We start from the raw sequence: 18,866 nt of genomic DNA, 5'->3' as shown, positions 1-18,866 counted from the left end.
CTATGATTGAACGTTACAGCAGACTTGAGATGCGGGCCATATGGACCGAAGAGAATAAATTCAACGCGTGGCTGGAGGTTGAGATTTGCGCCTGTGAGGCGTGGGCCGAACTGGGAGTGATCCCGCATGAGGATGCCGCGAAGCTGCGTAAGGATGCCAAATTCGATATCGCGCGGATTGATGAGATTGAACTGGAAACGCGCCATGATGTGATTGCTTTTACCCGTGCCGTATCCGAGAGTCTTGGCGCAGAGCGCAAATGGGTGCATTACGGACTAACCTCCACTGATGTTGTAGATACAGCGCTCGGCTATCTGCTGCGTCAGGCCAACGAGATTCTGGAGCAGGATATTATCCGGTTCATTGAGATTCTAAAAGACAAAGCCATCGCCTACAAGGATACCCCGATGATGGGCCGTACCCATGGCGTACATGCCGAGCCAACAACATTCGGCCTGAAGATGGCGCTGTGGTATGAGGAAATGAAGCGGAACCTGGAGCGTTTCCGTCATGCCGCCAATGGCGTACAATTCGGCAAAATCTCCGGGGCGGTCGGTACCTATGCCAACATCGACCCGTTCGTGGAAGAATTCGTCTGCCGCAAGCTGGGCACCAGCCCGGCACCAATCTCCACCCAGACGCTGCAGCGTGACCGTCATGCAGAGTATATGGCGGCGCTGGCACTGGTTGCTACTTCCCTCGACAAGTTCGCTACCGAGATCCGCGCTTTGCAGAAGAGTGAGATCCGCGAGGTAGAGGAGGCTTTTGCCAAGGGTCAAAAGGGTTCATCCGCTATGCCGCACAAGCGTAACCCGATTGGCTGCGAGAACATCTCCGGCCTGTCGCGCGTCATCCGCGGCCATATGATGACAGCTTACGAGAACGTGCCGCTGTGGCATGAGCGCGATATCTCGCATTCTTCCGTAGAACGGATCATCCTGCCGGATGCGACCATGCTGCTGAACTATATGCTGAACCGCTTCGGCAATATCGTGAAGAACCTGACCGTATTCCCTGAGAATATGAAACGCAACATGAACCGTACCTTCGGCGTTCCGTTCTCCGGCCGTATTCTGACGAAGCTGATCGACAAGGGCTTCAGCCGCGAGCAGGCGTACGACACTGTGCAGCCGCGTGCGATGCAGGCCTGGGAGGAGCAGACCCAGTTCCGTGACATCGTGGAAGCAACCCCGGAGATCACGGCCGTGCTTAGCGCAGAAGAGATCGAGGATGCATTCAATCCTTCCTGGCATCTGAAGCATGTGGACACCATCTTCCGCAAGCTGGAACTAATCTAATCTTTAAAAATAGTAAGTCAGTGGTGAACTGATGAGCTGGAGAAGAGTTGGGCGTGCGGTGGGGGCAGTAGTTGTTCTGGAGCGTAAGCGACAGGGGGACACGTTTAGACATTGGGGTTAAAGGAGGAACGGAGAGGAATTTTGGAACTGGAGAAGCGTTAGCGTTCGCCTGAAAGCTTTCCGAAGGAAAGCTCGCTACGGAAGCATATGCTATGTTTGGATTTCTACCGCTGCCTGCGGTTTAAATCAGGAAATTCAAACATAACAGCGATCGGAAGTCCAAAACTTCCCGCAGTGACCCTATTAACCCGAAGGAATAATTATGTAGCAAGATCATTTGTTCAAGGGAGGAAAGGTCATGACATCATCGGCCGTATCCACTGCCGTGGAACTTGTAAATGCGCCGCTGCTCTACAAAGGCAAGGTTCGTGAGCTGTATGATTTGGGGGATGAGGTACTGATCGTGGTGACAGACCGGATCTCTGCCTTCGACTATGTGCTGGACCCGGCAGTGCCGGATAAGGGCAATGTGCTCAACCGGCTTAGCGCCTTCTGGTTCGGCCAGACCCGGGAGCTGATCGAGAACCATGTGGTGCATATCGAGGTGGACAAGCTCGGGGATATTGTGAAGGACCGTGAAGCGCTGAAGAACCGGATCATGGTCGTCCGCAAAGCCGAACGGATTGATATCGAATGTGTCGTGCGCGGCTGCATTACCGGAGGCGGCTGGAGGCAGTATCAGGAGACCGGCAAGGTGAACGGAATCGTGCTTCCTAAGGGACTGCACAAGAATGCAGTGCTGGCCGAACCGATTTTCACACCGGCAGCCAAAAATGATGTCGGCCATGATGAGGATATCCCTTTTGAGCAGATGCAGGAGCAGATCGGTGCAGAGCTTGCGCTGGAGCTGAAGGAGAAGAGCCTGAAGCTGTTCGCTTTTGCCAGAGCCTATTGTGAAGAACGCGGCATCATCCTCGCCGATTGCAAATTCGAGTTCGGTCTGCTGGACGGTAAGGTGATTCTGATCGATGAGATTTTCACGCCGGATGCTTCCCGCTTCTGGGCCAAGGACAAGTACGCACTGGATATCGAGATCGACAGCATGGATAAGGAGCCGGTTCGCACGTACCTGTCAGCCTCCTCCTGGGACAAGAACAGTAAGCCGGACCCGTTGCCGCCTGAGGTGGTTGAAGAGACGTCGCGCCGGTACCTGGATATCTATCACCGCCTGACCGGGAAGTCGTTATAGATTATCGTATGATCCTATTCTGACAGCTGCAGCTAACTTTAATTGCATTCTCTACAGTTATTTTGCCCGAAAAAGAGGTCATTTGCTGTTTAATTGTATCTGGTACAACTAAAAATTAGCGGGATGACCTGAAACGCAGATGTCCGTAGAAATAGCTGTATGAAATGCAACTAAGGCTAATTTGCAGAGAATATTGAGAATATAGCTGTACATTATGCAGTTAAGCAAGCTGCTATTAAGCCCAATTCAGTTCATTAAACTCTAGGAGGAACTACAAGCGTATGTTAAAAGCGACAGTCTACGTCACCATCAAGAAAAGCGTGCTCGACCCTCAGGGAGTTGCCGTGCAGGGCGCCCTGCATTCCGTTGGATTCCAGGAAGTTGAAAGTCTGCGGATCGGCAAATATATGGAGCTGACCTTGGATACCGATAACCGCGCAGAAGCGGAAGGACGCCTGAAGGAAATGTGCGAGAAGCTGCTGGCCAACACGGTGATCGAGGATTACCGCTACGAATTGGAGGACTAAACGTCATGAAATTTGCGGTACTTGTCTTTCCAGGCTCCAATTGTGACATTGACTGCTACAAGGCAGTAGAAGACAGTCTTGGCGAACCAGTAGATTATGTATGGCATACAGCGACAGACCTGTCGGCGTATGACTGCATCCTTGTACCTGGCGGCTTCTCTTATGGTGACTATCTGCGCTGCGGCGCAATCTCCCGGTTCGCTCCGGTAATGGCTGAAGTGGCTAAGGCGGCAGAGCAGGGCAAATTCGTGCTTGGCATCTGCAACGGGTTCCAGATTCTGACCGAAGCGGGTCTCCTGCCGGGCGCGCTGCGCCGCAACATGTCGATGAAGTTCCGTTGTCATGACACGGTGCTTAAGGTCGTTAATAACACAACCCCGTTTACTATTGACTATGCGAAGGATGAAGAGATCGTCATTCCGATCGCGCATGGCGAAGGCAATTATTATTGTGATGAAGAGACGCTTGCAGAGCTGCAAGCGAATAATCAGATCGTATTCACCTACAGTGACAACCCGAACGGTTCGGTGGCCGATATTGCCGGAGTGAGTAATAGGGCGGGCAATGTAGTCGGCATGATGCCTCACCCGGAGCGTGCAGCCAATAGCCTGCTGGGCTCGGAAGACGGCAAACGGATGTTCACATCCATTCTCAAGACATGGAGGGATCGTTATGACGCAGCAAGTATCCGCTAAGGAGCCGACCGCAGAGCAGATCGCGGAGCAGAAAATCTACAGTCAGTTCGGTGTATCAGACAGCGAATATGAGCTCATTACCTCCTTCATGGGACGTAAACCCAACTATACAGAAATCGGTGTGTTCAGCGTCATGTGGTCTGAGCACTGTGCATATAAGAACTCCAAGCCGCTGCTGAGCCGCTTCCCGACAAGCGGGCCGAAGGTGCTGATGGGACCGGGCGAAGGCGCGGGCATCGTGGACATCGGTGATAACCAGGCCGTTGTCTTCAAAATCGAAAGCCACAACCATCCGTCGGCGGTAGAGCCTTATCAGGGCGCGGCGACCGGGGTGGGCGGGATTATCCGCGATATTTTCTCCATGGGCGCAAGACCGGTGGCGCTACTGAACTCCCTGCGGTTCGGAAAGCTTGAGAGCGACCGGGTTAAATATCTGTTCGAGCATGTTGTGTCCGGGATCGCAGGCTACGGCAACTGTATCGGCATCCCTACCGTCGGCGGGGAAATTATGTTCGACAACAGCTATGACGGCAATCCGCTGGTGAACGCAATGTGTGTCGGTCTGATTGACCATGATAAAATCCAGCGCGGTGTCGCCAAAGGGGTAGGTAACCCCGTGTTCTACGTAGGTCCGCCTACTGGCCGTGACGGCATTCATGGTGCGACCTTCGCCTCTGTGGAGCTTAGTGAAGAATCCGAAGCTAAGAAAACAGCAGTTCAGGTTGGCGATCCGTTCATGGAGAAGCTGGTAATGGAATCCTGTCTGGAGCTGATCGACAGCGGCATCGTCCTCGGCATTCAGGATATGGGCGCAGCGGGACTGACCTGCTCCAGCGCGGAAATGGCGAGCAAGGCGGGTAATGGTCTGGAGCTGTATCTGGATCAGGTGCCGCAGCGTGAAGACGGAATGACCCCGTATGAAATGATGCTCTCGGAATCCCAGGAGCGGATGCTGTTCGTGGTGGAGCCTAAGGATGAGGCGCAGGCGCAGGAGATTTTTGACCGCTGGGGCGTGATCTGCCGCAAGGTGGGGAAGGTGACCGATGACGGCCGCCTGAAGCTGTTCCATCACGGCGAAGTGGTCGGCGATATGCCGGTGAAGGCGCTGGTAGATGAATGTCCGATTTATAACAAACCGTCTGCCGTTCCTGCTTACTATGAGGAGAATGCCTCTATTGATACACTTCGTTATGAGGAAGTGACTGATCTGGGCGGCGCGCTGCGTACAGTATTGGGCTCACCTACTGTAGCCAGCAAGGCTTGGGTATACAACCAATACGATTATATGGTCCGCACTAGCACAGCGGTTCGTCCAGGTTCCGATGCGGCGGTGGTAACCATCCACGGTACACGTAAGGGGCTGGCGATGACTACGGACTGTAACGGACGTTATGTCTACCTTGATCCTGAGGTGGGCGGACGCATTGCTGTCAGCGAAGCGGCGCGTAATATCGTCTGCTCCGGTGCCCAGCCGCTGGCGATAACGGACAACCTGAACTTCGGCAGCCCGGAGAAGCCGGAGATCTTCTGGCAGATGGAGCGTGCGGTTGACGGTATGGCGGAAGCCTGCCGGGTGCTGGATACACCGGTCATCGGCGGAAATGTCAGCTTATACAATGAGAATGCTTCGGGAGCTATCTACCCGACACCGGTTGTGGGCATGGTAGGGCTCATTGAAGATACCGATCATATTACAACCCAGGCCTTCAAGCAGGAAGGCGATGCTGTATTGCTGCTGGGCGTGACGAAGGCAGAGCTGGGCGGCAGTGAATTCCAGTATGCCGTTCACGGCTTGACTGAAGGCCGTCCGCCGGAGCTTGATCTGGCCACAGAGCGCAAGCTGCTGGATGCTGTTCTTGCTGCAATCCGCAGCGGGCTTGTACGCTCGGCGCATGACTTGTCTGAAGGCGGTCTGGCCGGAGCACTTGCAGAGAGCTGCATCAGCGGCAGCATTGGAGCGAATATTGAGCTCTCTGCCGGCGGGCTTCGCCAGGATGTAGCACTGTTCAGCGAGAGCCAGTCCCGTATCCTCCTGACTTCGGCACCTGATCGTGCAGAAGAGCTGAAGGCTGCAGTTGCCGCGTACGGCGTGCCTGTAGAGATCATTGGAACCGTTGGCGGGGACCGCCTGCGTGTGGCGCTGGACGGCGCGGCTGCACTGGATGAAGCTGTTACTGAACTCAAGACCATTTGGGAGGATGCTATTCCATGTCTTATGAAATAAAGACCGGGAACAAGCAGGAAGCCCCTATCCTGTGGACCGGCGACTTTTACAACGAAGGAACGGGCTCGGGAGATATTTTTGACACATTAAAAGAGGAATGCGGCGTCTTCGGGGTCTTCGGACACCCGGAGGCCGCCTCCATGTCCTATTACGGCCTGCATGCTCTGCAGCATCGGGGAGAAGAGAGCGCGGGCATCTGCGTGGCGGATGGACGCGACTTCAACTATCACCGCGGCATGGGTCTGGTGAAGGAAGTCTTCGACAAAGACAAGATCGCTTCGCTGGTGGGAGACATGTCCATTGGCCATGTGCGGTACTCCACCAGCGGGGACAGCCGGCTGACCAATGCGCAGCCGCTGGTCTTCAAATACCGTGACGGCGATCTGGCGATTGCCACGAACGGCAATATCGTTAACGAACCGCTGATCCGCAAGCAGCTGGAGCAGGGCGGCTCGATCTTCCAGACGACCAGTGATACCGAGGTGCTGGCGCATCTGATTGCGCGTTCGCAGAAGGATTTTGTCGAAGCGACGAAGGATGCCCTGTCGCAGCTGGTCGGCGGCTTCGCCTTCCTGTTGATGACCAATGACAAGCTGATTGTCGCATCAGACACCCACGGACTCCGTCCGCTCGTGATGGGCCGTCTGGGCGAAGCCTATGTCTTCGCTTCCGAGTCGTGTGCGCTTGAAGTCATCGGTGCCCAGCTGGTGCGTGATATTGAACCGGGTGAACTGTTGGTGCTGGATCAGACCGGCTTCCGTGAAGAACGCTTCGCCGAGCCTAAGCGCAAAGCGCTGTGCGCGATGGAGTATATCTACTTCGCCCGCCCGGACAGCGACCTGAACGGCTCCAACCTGCACTCCGCCCGCAAGCGGATGGGCAGCCGGATGGCGCTCGAAGCCTTCGTGGATGCGGATATTGTCACCGGCGTGCCGGATTCCAGTATCTCCGCCGCCATCGGCTATGCCGAGCAGACGGGCATCCCCTACGAGCTGGGACTGATCAAGAACAAATATACCGGCCGCACGTTCATCCAGCCCAGCCAGGAGCTGCGCGAGCAGGGCGTCAAGATGAAGCTCAGCGCGGTACGCCGCGTTGTGGAAGGCCAGCGCGTAGTGATGATCGACGATTCCATCGTGCGCGGCACCACCTCGCGCCGGATCGTCAACCTGCTGCGCGAAGCCGGAGCCGTAGAGGTCCACGTGCGGATTACCTCGCCGCCGTTCAAGAATCCATGCTTCTATGGCATTGATACACCCGACCGCCGCGAGCTGATTGCCTCGTATAAGAGCATCGCCGAGATGTGCGAGGAGATCAACGCCGATTCTCTGGCGTTCCTCTCGCCCGACGGACTGATCCAGTCCATTGGCGGCTATAATAGTGACGACTACAAAGGCGGCCTATGCTTGTCCTGCTTCGACAATGATTACCCGACGCAGGTGGATTTCGGCGGGGAAGAGAAGGACGGATGCTCGTGTTAACATCTGGTGCCCATCCCCCTAAGTCCCCCTTACAAAGGGGGATTCCGGAGGGCGTTGCCCTCCGGCCACCCGAAAGTTTGGTGTGAGGAGTTTGTTCTAAACTTGCTAAGAGGGCGTGGGTGCGGGTGCCCGCTTTGTCCCTGTGTGCTGCGCACGGCCGGGACACGCTTCACGGCGCTGCACCCCCGGCGGCCTGCGGTCCGCCGGGCCCCCTGGCTCCAGAATCTGTCCTGTTTGCTGCGCAAATCCGGAGATTCTGTCGCCCTAGAGACCGCACGGCTTCGCCCCGTGCGTGGAGAGCTCCCGCCCCTGTCCTGTTTGCTATCGCAAAGTCGGAGGCTCTGTCGCCCCAGAGACCGCACGGCTTCGCCCCGTGCGGGGAAGTGCCCCAGACCCTGTCCTGTTTGCTGTCGCAAAATCGGAGGCTCTGTCGCTTTAGGGACCGCACGGCTTCGCCCCGTGCGGGGAGGCCTGCAGAACCCGTCCTGTTTGCTGCGCAAAGTCGGGGGTTTTGTCGGCTGAGGAGGCGCTGTGCGAAGCCCAGCGCCGACCCCTTGCTGCTGTGCAAGGCGCGAAATTTCGGCTTGCGGCACGGGTTTGAAAACCCGGTGGTTGGAGTCATGGAGAGGAAATTTGGAACTGTAGGAGCGATAGCGTTCGCCTTTATATTTGGATTTCTACCGCGGCCGGCGGTTCAAATCAAGGAAATCCAAATATAACAGCGACCGGAAGTCCAAATGTTCCTCGGAATGACGACTATAACCACCCCCCAGAAGGGGGTTCAAATCCCTGCCGCCCCGAACACGCGCTCTAAACTAATTTAAATGAGGTGCTCAAAAGTGTCGGAAGCTTATAAAAACGCCGGAGTGGATATTGCAGCTGGCAATGAAGCCGTAGAACGCATGAAGAAGCATGTGAAGCGCACGTACCGGCCGGAAGTAATGACCGAGCTGGGCGGCTTCGGCGCCCTGTTCGGCCTGAATAAGGACAAGTACGAAGAGCCGGTTCTCGTATCGGGAACAGACGGTGTGGGCACGAAGCTGAAGATCGCGTTCGCGGCTGACCGCCACGACACGATTGGCATCGATGCGGTCGCCATGTGCGTGAATGACATCGTGGTGCAGGGTGCTGAACCGCTGTTCTTCCTCGATTATCTGGCCTGCGATAAGGTCGTGCCGGAGAAGATTGAAGCCATCGTAGCCGGGATCGCGGAAGGCTGCCATCAGGCGGGCTGCGCGCTGATCGGCGGCGAGACCGCCGAGATGCCGGGCATGTACGCGGCAGGCGAATATGATATCGCCGGATTCACCGTAGGTGTGGCCGATAAGGCCAAGCTGGTGACGGGAGCGGACATCGCTCCTGGAGACATTGTGATTGGCCTGGCTTCGAGCGGGATTCACAGCAACGGCTTCTCGCTGGTGCGCAAGCTTTTGCTGGAAGAGGGCGGCTACGGCTTGAATGATGTCGTGCCTGAACTCGGGGCTCCCCTCGTAGATGTACTGCTGGCTCCGACCAAAATCTACGTGAAGCCGCTGCTCGCTCTGCTCGAACAGCTTCCGGTCAAGGGCATGGCCCATATTACCGGCGGCGGGTTCATCGAGAACATTCCCCGCGTATTGCCGGAGCATGTGAATGTAGAGATCAACTACGGCTCCTGGCCGATTCAGCCGATCTTCAGCCTAATGCAGAGCAAGGGGCAGGTAAGCAACCGCGACATGTTCACAACGTTCAATATGGGCGTGGGACTGGTGCTGGTCGTGGCGGAAGCGGACGGAGAGCGTGCCCTTGCGCTGCTTAAGGCCAGCGGGGAAGAGGCTTACCGGATCGGCACAGTTACTGAAGGAGAGCGCATCGTTACCTTTACGGGAGCTGAAGTCTGATGGAGTGGAGCCGAATCGCTGTCTTTGCCTCCGGAACGGGCAGCAATTTCGCTGCACTAGTCCAGGCACAGCGGGAGGGCAGGCTGGGCGGAGGAAGCATAGAGCTGCTGGTCTCGGACAAGCCGGAAGCGCCTGTAGCACAGCGGGCAGAGGAGGCAGGAATTCCTGCTCTGCTGCTGCGGCCGAAGGACTTCGCGGGCCGGGAGCAGTACGAGGCCGCGATTGTGGCTGAATTGCAGCGCCGGAACATCGGACTGGTGGTGCTGGCCGGCTACATGCGGCTGATCTCCCCGGTCCTGCTCGCACCGTATGCCGGACGGATCATCAACATTCATCCTTCGCTGCTGCCGGCGTTTGCCGGGAAGGACGCGATCGGGCAGGCGCTGGAGTACGGCGTGAAGCTGACGGGCGTGACCGTGCATTTTGTCGATGGAGGCATGGACACCGGACCGGTGATCGCCCAGCGCAGCGTGGAGGTCCAGTCTGGAGATACCGCCGAATCGCTGGCTGCACGCATCCATCAGGTGGAATACGCGCTGTATCCTGAGGTAGTGAGTGCTTTTGCCGCCGGAAAAGTAGAATTGAACGGAAGAATGACGACCATTGCCGATTAAGCGAAGCTGCTGCATAGCTGCTTGTTGACTGTTGAACCGGAGTGATTTCGACATTTCAGGTAAACCCCGGCCGATTCTGATATTTCTCGGGAAATACTTCACAAGTGGCAATATTTGACGGAGGATCTGGCGGTATGGCCGGAAATTGCGGAAATACAGGATTGCTGCCGTAAGGACAAAAGCATATATAGCAGGACAGAAGCAACCAAAACAACTGATTTCCTAAATTACCAGCTTATTTTACAGGATTCGCCGCTGCAATCATCCGCAGTTCATCCGGCAATCATCCATAGCGCCATAGGTACAAGGTAATTCTGATGTGAGGCTTCAGAGCAGCCGAATCCATAAGCAATCGTACAACACCCCAATAATCTAGCGTGAATCCAGAGGAGGACTATTCAAAGTGAGTATCAAGAGAGCGCTGGTCAGCGTATCGGACAAACAGGGCATCGTGGATTTTTGCCGCGAGTTGTCTGCATTAGGCGTAGAAATTATCTCCACAGGCGGCACCAGCACACTACTCGCGAAGGAAGGCGTTCCGGTCATTGGCATCTCTGATGTTACCGGCTTCCCTGAGATCATGGATGGACGCGTCAAAACTCTGCATCCAGCCGTACACAGCGGCCTCCTGGCCGTTCGTGACAACGAAGAGCATACCCGTCAGATGAATGAGCTTGGCCTTGATTACATCGACCTCGTCGTGGTGAATCTGTATCCGTTCGCGGAGACGATTGCCAAGCCGGATGTGTCTTATGAAGAGGCTATCGAGAACATCGATATCGGCGGACCGACCATGCTGCGTTCTGCGGCGAAGAACCATGCGTTTGTCAGTGTGGTGGTCGATGCGGCCGACTATGCGAATGTGCTTGAAGAAGTACGCGCCGGTGGAGATACAACCCTTGCTACCCGCAAACGTCTTGCGGCCAAAGTCTTCCGCCATACGGCGGCTTACGACGCCCTGATTGCCGATTATCTGGCGAATGTCACCGGTGAACCGCTGCCGGAGCGCTATACGGTCACTTATGAGAAAATCCAGGATCTGCGTTACGGCGAGAACCCGCATCAGAAGGCTGCATTCTACCGCAAGCCGCTGGCAGCGCAGGATACCCTTACGGCTGCCGAGCAGCTGCACGGTAAAGAGCTGTCCTACAACAACATCAATGACGCGAACGCAGCGCTCCAGATTGTCAAAGAATTCGAAGAGCCTGCCGTTGTAGCCGTGAAGCATATGAATCCTTGCGGTGTGGGCGTGGGCACAAGCGTCTATGAAGCGTATCAAAAAGCGTACAATGCGGACCCTACCTCCATCTTCGGCGGCATTGTTGCTGCTAACCGGATTATTGATGCGGACACGGCTAATCTGCTGAAGGATATTTTCCTCGAAATCGTCTTGGCCCCAGGCTTCACGGATGAAGCGCTGGAGATCCTGACGAAGAAAAAGAATATTCGCCTGCTTAAGCTGGGCAATCTCAGCACTGCTGCATCCCGTAAAAGCAGCTTTGTGGTCACCTCCATTGAAGGGGGAATGGTGGTGCAGGAGAGCGACGTACACTCCGTGAATCCTGAGGAATTGCAAGTGGTAACAGACCGTAAGCCTACCGAACAAGAGCTGAAGCAGCTGTTGTTCGGCTGGAAGGTCGTGAAGCATGTGAAGTCCAACGCCATCGTGCTGGCGGCTGACGATATGACAGTCGGTGTGGGTGCAGGACAGATGAACCGTGTCGGTGCGGCCAAGATTGCCATTGAACAAGCAGGCGAGAAAGCGAAGGGTGCTGTGCTGGCATCAGATGCCTTCTTCCCGATGGGCGATACCCTGGAAATGGCTGCGAAGGCGGGCATTACGGCAGTTATTCAGCCGGGAGGCTCGATCAAGGACGAGGAATCGATTAAGGTTGCCAATGAATACGGCATTGCCATGGTCTTCACCGGCGTTCGCCATTTCAAACACTAGCACGCTGGGAGGATCAGAGCCTTATGGATATTTTAGTAGTCGGCGGCGGCGGACGCGAGCATGCGATCATCTGGAGCTTGTCCCGCAGTCCCCGTGCCGGTAAAATCTACTGCGCGCCCGGCAATGCCGGGATTGCGCAGCTTGCGGAATGTGTACCGATCGGCGTCTTCGAGTTCGATAAGCTGACCGCTTTTGCCAAGGAGAAGAAGGTGGGCCTGGTGGTCATCGGACCGGATGATCCGCTCGCTGCAGGCATTGTGGATGCCTTCGAAGCCCAGGATATCCCTGTATTCGGCCCGCGGAAGAATGCCGCAGAGATTGAGGGCAGCAAGACCTTCATGAAGGATCTGCTGCATAAATACAGCATTCCGACAGCCGATTATGAGAAATTCAGCGATTATGAGACAGCCTTGTCTTATCTGCGGAGTCAAGAAGTGCCGATTGTCATCAAGGCGGACGGCCTGGCCGCAGGCAAAGGGGTAACCGTGGCGTATTCCCGTGAGGAAGCGGAGCAGGCCCTTCAGGAGATCATGGTCGACAAGGTTTTCGGGGAAGCAGGGGCGCAGGTCGTCATTGAAGAGTTCCTTGCCGGGCAGGAAATGTCGATTCTGGCGTTCGTGGATGGCGAAACGGTGCGGCCGATGGCTGCGGCCCAGGACCATAAGCCTGTATTCGACGGCGATAAAGGACCTAATACGGGAGGCATGGGGACATATTCCCCGCTTCCGCATATCGATGAAGCGATCATCCGTGAAGCGGTGGAGACGATTATTGAGCCGACAGCCAGAGCGATGGTGGCTGAGGGCCGTCCCTTCAGCGGAGTGCTGTTCGCAGGACTGATGATCTCGCCGGACGGCAGACCGAAGACAATTGAGTTCAATGCCCGCTTCGGGGACCCGGAGACACAGGTGGTTCTTCCCCGTCTGCGAAGCGATCTGCTGGAGATTTTCCTGGCTGTGACCGAAGGCAGACTCGCCGATATTCCGATCGAGTGGAGCATTGAGGCGGCAGTCTGCGTGGTGCTGGCCTCGGAGGGATATCCCGGGCCTTACCCGAAGGGTGTGCCGATCAGCGGGCTGGAAGACAGCGGCTCGGCGCTTGTCTTCCATGCCGGTACCGCACGCAGCGAAGACGGAGGCTGGGTGACCGCCGGCGGCCGTGTGCTTGGGGTGGTAGGCCTAGGGGCAACCATTGCGGAAGCACGTACATCGGCCTATGCCAGTGCGGAGATTATCACGTTTGCAGGTAAACAGAACCGCAGTGATATCGCAATGAAGGCACTGGTCTGAGGAGAAAGTCCCAAAAAAAGGACTGACAAGTTGTAGGAGAAGTGCTATAATACAACTCGTACGGGGGAAAATGTGCGGATATATACAGATAAAGGGTCTTTCCTTTCTAAAGGAAAGGCCTTTTTTAACAATTCCATAACGAATGCTATAATAGTACAATAACGGCGATGCTTATGCGGATGTACAGTTACTGATTTAAGGGGGAATTCGTTTTGAGTAAGGTAGGAAGAAATGACTTATGCCCGTGTGGAAGCGGGAACAAATATAAGAAATGCTGCATGGAAAAAGACCGGTTGGCAGCCCAGTCGATGCTGCGGCTGGTTACAGCAGGGGATGCAGCGGCGCAAGCACCTGTAACCATACCCGGCGTAATCGTGCACGAGGAACAGCCGGCTACGGTAAGTGCCGCCCCTGCTGCGGGCAAGCTTACGCTGCCCAAGCTGAAGAAGATGGTGGCGAAGGAGCTGAACTGGGAGCATCCGGCCCATGAACAGCTGGCGCTGGAGCTGATCGAGCACATGAGAGACCAGTATGACCGTGAGCTGATCCTGGAAGCACTGCTGCTGTGGAACGGCTTCTCCCGCCAGACCAAGCCGGCCGTGAAGAAGACAGGCTCCTTCTGTGCGGCGATCGAATACCTGCTGTCCGAGGAGTACGGCTTCATGCTGTCGCAGGCGGAGCTGGCGGACAAATACGCGGTTACCACGGCCACGATCTCCCGCAAGGTTAAAGAGATCTATAACTATGTCGAGGAATACGGCATGACCGGGGAAGCGGACGAATTGATGGCGCTGAACGGAGCGGGAACTCCGCAGGAGAAGGCACAGACCCTTCTGGCCCAAGCTATGGAGGCAACCTCTGCGAAGCGCCGGGTCCAGCTAGCGGAGAAGGCGCTGGAGCTCTATCCTGACAGCCCGGAAGCCTACCTTATTCTGGCCGAGGAAACGGAGAATGAGGAGGACGCCCGTGAGCTGCTGAAGGCGGGAATCGCCGCAGGCAGACGGGAGCTGGGCGAGTCTTATTTTACGAAGCATAAAGGGTTCTTCTGGGGGCTCTACGAGACCCGCCCTTATATCCGTATCTGCCAGAGCTACGCGGAATCCTGCTGGTTCGGCGGTAAGGCGGAGGAAGCAACAGAGATGCTGGAGCATATTCTGGAGCTGAATGAGGATGATAATACCGGTGCCCGCTATCTGCTGACTGCTGTATACCTGTATAGCAACCAGCTTGAAGAGGCTGAGCGGATCATTAAGAAATACGGTGAAGAGGATGCGGCGGCGGCTTTTGCCTATGACCGGATTGTACTGGAGTTCAAGAAGAACGGTATTACCTCGCAGCTCAAAATGCTCTACCGCATAGCCCGCGGAGTGAACGAGCATGTGCCGGATTACCTGCTGGGCATGAAGCGGCTCCCGCATAATCTTCCGGATTTTGTCGGCATGGGTGATCCCAATGAAGCGATTGAATATGTAATTATGCACTCGCGCTTGTGGGCGAGCCTGCCGGATCTGCTTAAGTGGATGCTGAAGCAATAGAAATCATATAGGATAGCAGAGCACAGTCCTTCGGGGCTGTGTTTTTTTATGGAGATTAGGAGTGACCTCGCTGATTTCACTGGACGCAGGACGAAGATCTATGTGAAAAACCGAATACAATGGGCGATGGTGCTGGTAGAGGTCGTTAGCGTTAACAACTATTCCGAACAATACATCTATGAGATTACACCGCAGGGCGACGAGCATTTCAAAGCGCTGATGGCCAAGTATTCATTGCAGACGGACGATATACAGGATCTACGATACTGCAAAGTCGATGATGAATAATGTCAGAGCGCTTTGCTGAATACAGCAGATACAAGGGAGTATTTTTTGTGGAAATAACCTGACATGGACAAGCGGTGATATGGGTAAATAAGAGGCTTAACTCGATAATTATGAGAAAATACCTGACATGGACACACTTATTTCACAGCCTATGGGAAAACGGTACAGGGATAAAGGGATTTTTTGCAGAAATAAGTCGAAAAGACAGAGAAGATTCGGGAAAGCCCCGGGTCTTTATACATGGAAGGTGGGAGGGTCTATGGCACTGGGAAAGAGTAAGAGGGTCAAGGAGAGGGGGCTTATCGGCTCACTCCGTAATATGGGGATTCGCGGCAAGCTGTTTTTGTCAGTGATTCTGTCTGTGGTGGTTATTTTCGCGACTGTGTCTGTAGTGATCTACAGCAATGCCAAGCAGCTTATCGTGGACGGGCTGAAGAGCTCGCTGACGTATGAGAAAGGGGCGATCGGGGTGCAGGTCAATGACCTGCTGCAGCCTGCTGTGGACAGTGTGGCGCTTCTCAATGCCAACGCCTACCTCCGCGATTTCATTCTAAGGGTGAAGGATGAACAGACGCTGGAGACTACGGACGGGTACACGGAACTGATCGAGACGCTGAACCTGATCAAGAACAACAATAAGAATCTGCTTAATGTATACATAGGTCTGGATGCGGTGAACAAGGTGATTACCCAGGATGAATTCGAGCCTCCGGCAGACTATGTGCTGAAGGAGCGAAGCTGGTATTCCGCTGCGGCTGCGAACAAGCGTGTAACGATTACCAATCCTTATATTGATGCCGGGTCAGGCAAAATGGTCGTCAGTGTCAGCACACCGCTGCTTGATGATTCAGGCAGGCTGATCGGCGTGGCGAGTGCAGATATTTCGATTGAGCAGATTACAGCTGCGCTGGGCGCTTTTCATTATAAAGGCAGCGGCTATGCCGTGCTGATTGATGAGACGGGGACCTTCATCTATCATCCCAATCCGGATCATATTCTGCTGAAGAAGATGGCTGATCTGGGCGGATCGTGGAAGACTGTCGGCGATAAAATGCTGCAGTGGGGCTCAAATGTCATCCGGGCGGACATAGACGGCGAGCCCAGCTATGTATCCTATTCACCGGCTGTGGCTAACCAGTGGTCAGTCGCGCTGATCGTACCGCAGAAGCATGCGGAGCTGGAGCTGAAGCGCTTCGAGCTGATTTTCTTCCTCTCCATTATGATTTCGATTGCGGTACTGTCTGTCCTGCTGTATCTGGTCTCGGGCAGTATTCTGAAGCAGATTCCGCTCCTCACGGCTGCGTTCGGGCAGGCGAAGGCGGGGGACCTGTCGGTAAGGGCAAGGGTAACCGCAGGAGGCGAGATCGGGGTGCTGGCTGAGGGCTTCAACGATATGATTGCCTCGCAGCAGTCGCTGATTCAGGAGATCATGCACAGCTCGCAGAGTATCTCGGGCGCGGTGGAGAATACAGAGCAGAATGTATTCGTGCTGGATGGCAGCATCACCGATATCTCGGGGGTTACGGAGGAGTTGTCCGCAGGCTTGCAGCAGACCGCCGCCTCGATGGAGGAGATGAATGCCAGCACAACCCAGATCGAGGCGGCGATCAACGAGATTGCCCGCAAAGCCCAGGAGGGGGCGGAAGCCGCCGGAGAAATTAACCTGCGGGCGGAGCGGCTGAAGGAGAGAGCCTGGGAATCCCGCACACAGGCGGATACCGTCTACGGGCTTAGCGAAGAGAAGCTGCGCACGGCCATTGAACAGTCGGGATCGATCTCGCAGATCAGTACGCTTACGGGCGCTATTTTGGAGATCGCCGCCCAGACCAACCTGTTATCGCTGAATGCCTCAATTGAGGCGGCACGGGCCGGGGAAGCGGGCCGGGGGTTCGCTGTAGTGGCGGAGGAGATCCGTAAGCTGGCGGACAACTCGCGTGAGACGGTGACTGAGATCCAGGGAGTGACCGGGGCGGTAGTCCAGGCGGTGTCCAATCTGGTGGAGGCTGCGGAGAGTATGCTTGGCTTCATGGACAGCCAGGTGAAGATGGACTACGATGCCATGCAGGAGACCGGAGAGCAGTACAGTGAGGATGCCCGGTATATCAAGGAGCTGGTGACGGACTTCAGCGCCACCTCGGAAGAGCTGCTGGCTTCCATCCAGAGCATGCTTACTGCGATCAGCGAGACAGGCAGTGCGACGAATGAGGGTGCGGAAGGAGCGGGAGTCATTGCTGCCGGAGCAGAGCAGATCATCGGGCGGTCCGGCAGCATCGTAGCGGAGATGGAGGAGATTAAGCTTAGCTCGGCGCAGCTGCTGAGTGCGGTGTCTAGGTTTAAGGTATAGAGGGCTGCGTTGAGCGGGCGGTCCGGCTGGTAGATGCCGGGCCGCCCGCTTGCTTATCGGCAGGGAGCTGCTGCGCATAATTCCACTCTCAGTGGATGTTATGGTGTGTGTGGAGGACAAGGGTTGAAAAAAAGTCTTTGGAAGAGTATGTTACAAGAAGCGAAACGATAAGAAAGAGACAGTGAGGCGGGGAAAACATGAGAGAAGGCGAAAACCGGATCGTAGGAATGGAAGATATTGTACGCGCACACCATGTGCTGCGGGAGGTTATCGTCCGTACGCCGCTCCAGCTGGATGCGGTATTGTCGGCCAAATACGGCTGTAATGTGTACTTGAAACGTGAGGATCTGCAGATTGTACGCTCCTTCAAAATCCGGGGAGCCTATAATATGATCCGCAGTCTGTCTGACGAGGACAGAGCCAAGGGCATCGTCTGCGCCAGCGCGGGAAATCATGCCCAGGGCGTGGCTTATTCCTGCAAGGCACTAGGCATCAAAGGCAAGATATTCATGCCGAGCACTACTCCTAATCAGAAGATTAAGCAGGTCCGGCGCTTCGGCGGCGAATTCGTTGAGGTGATTCTGAAGGGGGATACCTTCGATGATGCTTACGATGAAGCGCTGCAGGCTTGCATTGACCATAGCATGACGCTGATTCACCCGTTCGATGAGCCGCGTATTATTGCCGGCAACGGAACCATTGCCATGGAGGTGATGGAGAATCTGGACAAGCCAGCGGACTTCGTGTTCGTCACCATCGGCGGCGGCGGGCTGGCAGCCGGTGTAGCCACCTATATCAAGACGGTGAGTCCGGCAACCAAGGTTATTGGTGTGGAGCCCAGCGGCGCGGCTTCGATGAGTGAGGCCATGCAGAGCGGTGAGGTAATCACCCTGAAGGAGATCAACAAATTCGTGGACGGCGCGGCGGTGAAGCGTGTCGGCGGCCTGACCTTCGATATCTGCTCGAAGCTTCTGGATGATGTGGTGAAGGTGCCGGAGGGCAAGGCGTGTACCACCATTCTGGAGCTGTATAATGAGAATGCGATTGTGGTGGAGCCTGCCGGTTCCCTCCCCATTGCTGCACTGGACATGTACCGTGATCAGATCCGGGGCAAAAGCGTGGTCTGCATCGTCAGCGGCGGCAACAACGATATTGACCGGATGCAGGAGATCAAGGAGCGTTCCCTGATCTATGAGGGTCTTAAGCATTACTTCATGGTCAACTTCCCGCAGCGCGCGGGTGCCCTGCGCGAGTTCCTGACCGAGGTGGTCGGACCGGATGATGATATTACCCGGTTCGAGTACACGAAGAAGAATGAGAAGGAGAACGGCCCGGCCCTGGTCGGCATTGAACTGATGTCTACCGATGCCTACGCCCCGCTGATTGAGCGGATGAAGCAGAAGGGCGTCGATTACGTGGAGATTAACAAGGATGTTAATCTGTTCAGTATGCTGATCTGAGGTGCGGCGGGTAGCTGCATATAGACAAAGT

The 18,866-nt window shown here is 55.6% G+C and carries 14 protein-coding genes; all 14 read left to right on the top strand.

Annotated features, from left to right (window positions below; translation table 11 throughout):
• Nucleotides 1–2 precede the first annotated feature (2 nt).
• The 14 genes from purB (at nt 3) to ilvA (ending at nt 18,835) form a co-directional block, all read left to right on the top strand.
• Entirely contained in the window at nt 3–1,298 is a 1,296-nt protein-coding gene (purB, locus tag NSS64_RS25360; RefSeq protein ID WP_341141957.1) for an adenylosuccinate lyase, read from the top strand.
• Between the two features lie 358 nt (nt 1,299–1,656).
• Nucleotides 1,657–2,547, top strand: a complete 891-nt coding sequence (locus NSS64_RS25355) for a phosphoribosylaminoimidazolesuccinocarboxamide synthase (protein ID WP_340944372.1) — start codon at nt 1,657–1,659, stop codon at nt 2,545–2,547.
• Between the two features lie 281 nt (nt 2,548–2,828).
• Nucleotides 2,829–3,074, top strand: a complete 246-nt coding sequence (purS, locus tag NSS64_RS25350; RefSeq protein WP_019913657.1) for a phosphoribosylformylglycinamidine synthase subunit PurS — start codon at nt 2,829–2,831, stop codon at nt 3,072–3,074.
• A 5-nt stretch (nt 3,075–3,079) separates the two neighbouring features.
• The gene (purQ, locus tag NSS64_RS25345) at nt 3,080–3,769 is read left to right on the top strand and encodes a phosphoribosylformylglycinamidine synthase subunit PurQ (RefSeq protein WP_238653883.1); all 690 of its coding nucleotides are present in this window, start codon (nt 3,080–3,082) and stop codon (nt 3,767–3,769) included.
• On the top strand, nt 3,747–5,993 hold the full coding sequence (gene purL / locus NSS64_RS25340; protein ID WP_341141956.1) for a phosphoribosylformylglycinamidine synthase subunit PurL: 2,247 nt from the start codon (nt 3,747–3,749) through the stop codon (nt 5,991–5,993). The genes purQ and purL overlap by 23 nt, the downstream gene beginning before the upstream one ends.
• On the top strand, nt 5,978–7,474 hold the full coding sequence (purF, locus tag NSS64_RS25335; protein ID WP_341141955.1) for an amidophosphoribosyltransferase: 1,497 nt from the start codon (nt 5,978–5,980) through the stop codon (nt 7,472–7,474). Before purL ends, purF begins: the two co-directional genes overlap by 16 nt.
• Before the next feature lie 839 nt (nt 7,475–8,313).
• Nucleotides 8,314–9,354 carry a phosphoribosylformylglycinamidine cyclo-ligase gene (purM, locus tag NSS64_RS25330; RefSeq protein ID WP_341141954.1) on the top strand — a complete coding sequence of 347 codons (1,041 nt, stop codon included), beginning with the start codon at nt 8,314–8,316 and terminating at the stop codon, nt 9,352–9,354.
• The gene (purN, locus tag NSS64_RS25325; protein ID WP_341141953.1) at nt 9,354–9,968 is read left to right on the top strand and encodes a phosphoribosylglycinamide formyltransferase; all 615 of its coding nucleotides are present in this window, start codon (nt 9,354–9,356) and stop codon (nt 9,966–9,968) included. The genes purM and purN overlap by 1 nt, the downstream gene beginning before the upstream one ends.
• 403 nt (nt 9,969–10,371) lie before the next feature.
• Nucleotides 10,372–11,919 carry a bifunctional phosphoribosylaminoimidazolecarboxamide formyltransferase/IMP cyclohydrolase gene (gene purH, locus NSS64_RS25320; RefSeq protein ID WP_341141952.1) on the top strand — a complete coding sequence of 516 codons (1,548 nt, stop codon included), beginning with the start codon at nt 10,372–10,374 and terminating at the stop codon, nt 11,917–11,919.
• A 23-nt stretch (nt 11,920–11,942) separates the two neighbouring features.
• Nucleotides 11,943–13,208: a phosphoribosylamine--glycine ligase gene (purD, locus tag NSS64_RS25315; protein WP_340990969.1), complete on the top strand. Its 1,266-nt coding sequence runs from the start codon at nt 11,943–11,945 to the stop codon at nt 13,206–13,208.
• Nucleotides 13,209–13,420: 212 nt separating this feature from the next.
• The gene (locus NSS64_RS25310) at nt 13,421–14,743 is read left to right on the top strand and encodes an SEC-C metal-binding domain-containing protein (RefSeq protein ID WP_341141951.1); all 1,323 of its coding nucleotides are present in this window, start codon (nt 13,421–13,423) and stop codon (nt 14,741–14,743) included.
• A gap of 102 nt (nt 14,744–14,845) precedes the next feature.
• Nucleotides 14,846–15,031 (top strand): hypothetical protein, encoded by a 186-nt coding sequence (locus NSS64_RS25305; RefSeq protein WP_341141950.1) that lies wholly within the window; start codon nt 14,846–14,848, stop codon nt 15,029–15,031.
• Between the two features lie 259 nt (nt 15,032–15,290).
• Nucleotides 15,291–17,375 (top strand): methyl-accepting chemotaxis protein, encoded by a 2,085-nt coding sequence (locus tag NSS64_RS25300; RefSeq protein WP_341141949.1) that lies wholly within the window; start codon nt 15,291–15,293, stop codon nt 17,373–17,375.
• Between the two features lie 197 nt (nt 17,376–17,572).
• Complete coding sequence (gene ilvA / locus NSS64_RS25295; protein WP_076080190.1) at nt 17,573–18,835, top strand: threonine ammonia-lyase IlvA; 1,263 nt, start codon at nt 17,573–17,575, stop codon at nt 18,833–18,835.
• Nucleotides 18,836–18,866: the final 31 nt, after the last annotated feature.

Source organism: Paenibacillus sp. FSL H8-0122 (assembly GCF_038005345.1).
GTDB lineage: Bacteria > Bacillota > Bacilli > Paenibacillales > Paenibacillaceae > Paenibacillus_AQ.
The sequence above is the reverse complement of the archived record's forward strand: the minus strand, read 5'-3'. Positions and strand labels throughout refer to the sequence as shown.

Excerpts from the sequence above, each read along its gene's own strand:
- purB (WP_341141957.1), top strand. The coding sequence starts at position 3 with ATGATTGAACGTTACAGCAGACTTGAGATGCGGGCCATATGGACCGAA.
- NSS64_RS25355 (WP_340944372.1), top strand. The coding sequence starts at position 1,657 with ATGACATCATCGGCCGTATCCACTGCCGTGGAACTTGTAAATGCGCCG.
- purS (WP_019913657.1), top strand. The coding sequence starts at position 2,829 with ATGTTAAAAGCGACAGTCTACGTCACCATCAAGAAAAGCGTGCTCGAC.
- purQ (WP_238653883.1), top strand. The coding sequence starts at position 3,080 with ATGAAATTTGCGGTACTTGTCTTTCCAGGCTCCAATTGTGACATTGAC.
- purL (WP_341141956.1), top strand. The coding sequence starts at position 3,747 with ATGACGCAGCAAGTATCCGCTAAGGAGCCGACCGCAGAGCAGATCGCG.
- purF (WP_341141955.1), top strand. The coding sequence starts at position 5,978 with ATGTCTTATGAAATAAAGACCGGGAACAAGCAGGAAGCCCCTATCCTG.
- purN (WP_341141953.1), top strand. The coding sequence starts at position 9,354 with ATGGAGTGGAGCCGAATCGCTGTCTTTGCCTCCGGAACGGGCAGCAAT.
- purD (WP_340990969.1), top strand. The coding sequence starts at position 11,943 with ATGGATATTTTAGTAGTCGGCGGCGGCGGACGCGAGCATGCGATCATC.
- NSS64_RS25300 (WP_341141949.1), top strand. The coding sequence starts at position 15,291 with ATGGCACTGGGAAAGAGTAAGAGGGTCAAGGAGAGGGGGCTTATCGGC.
- ilvA (WP_076080190.1), top strand. The coding sequence starts at position 17,573 with ATGAGAGAAGGCGAAAACCGGATCGTAGGAATGGAAGATATTGTACGC.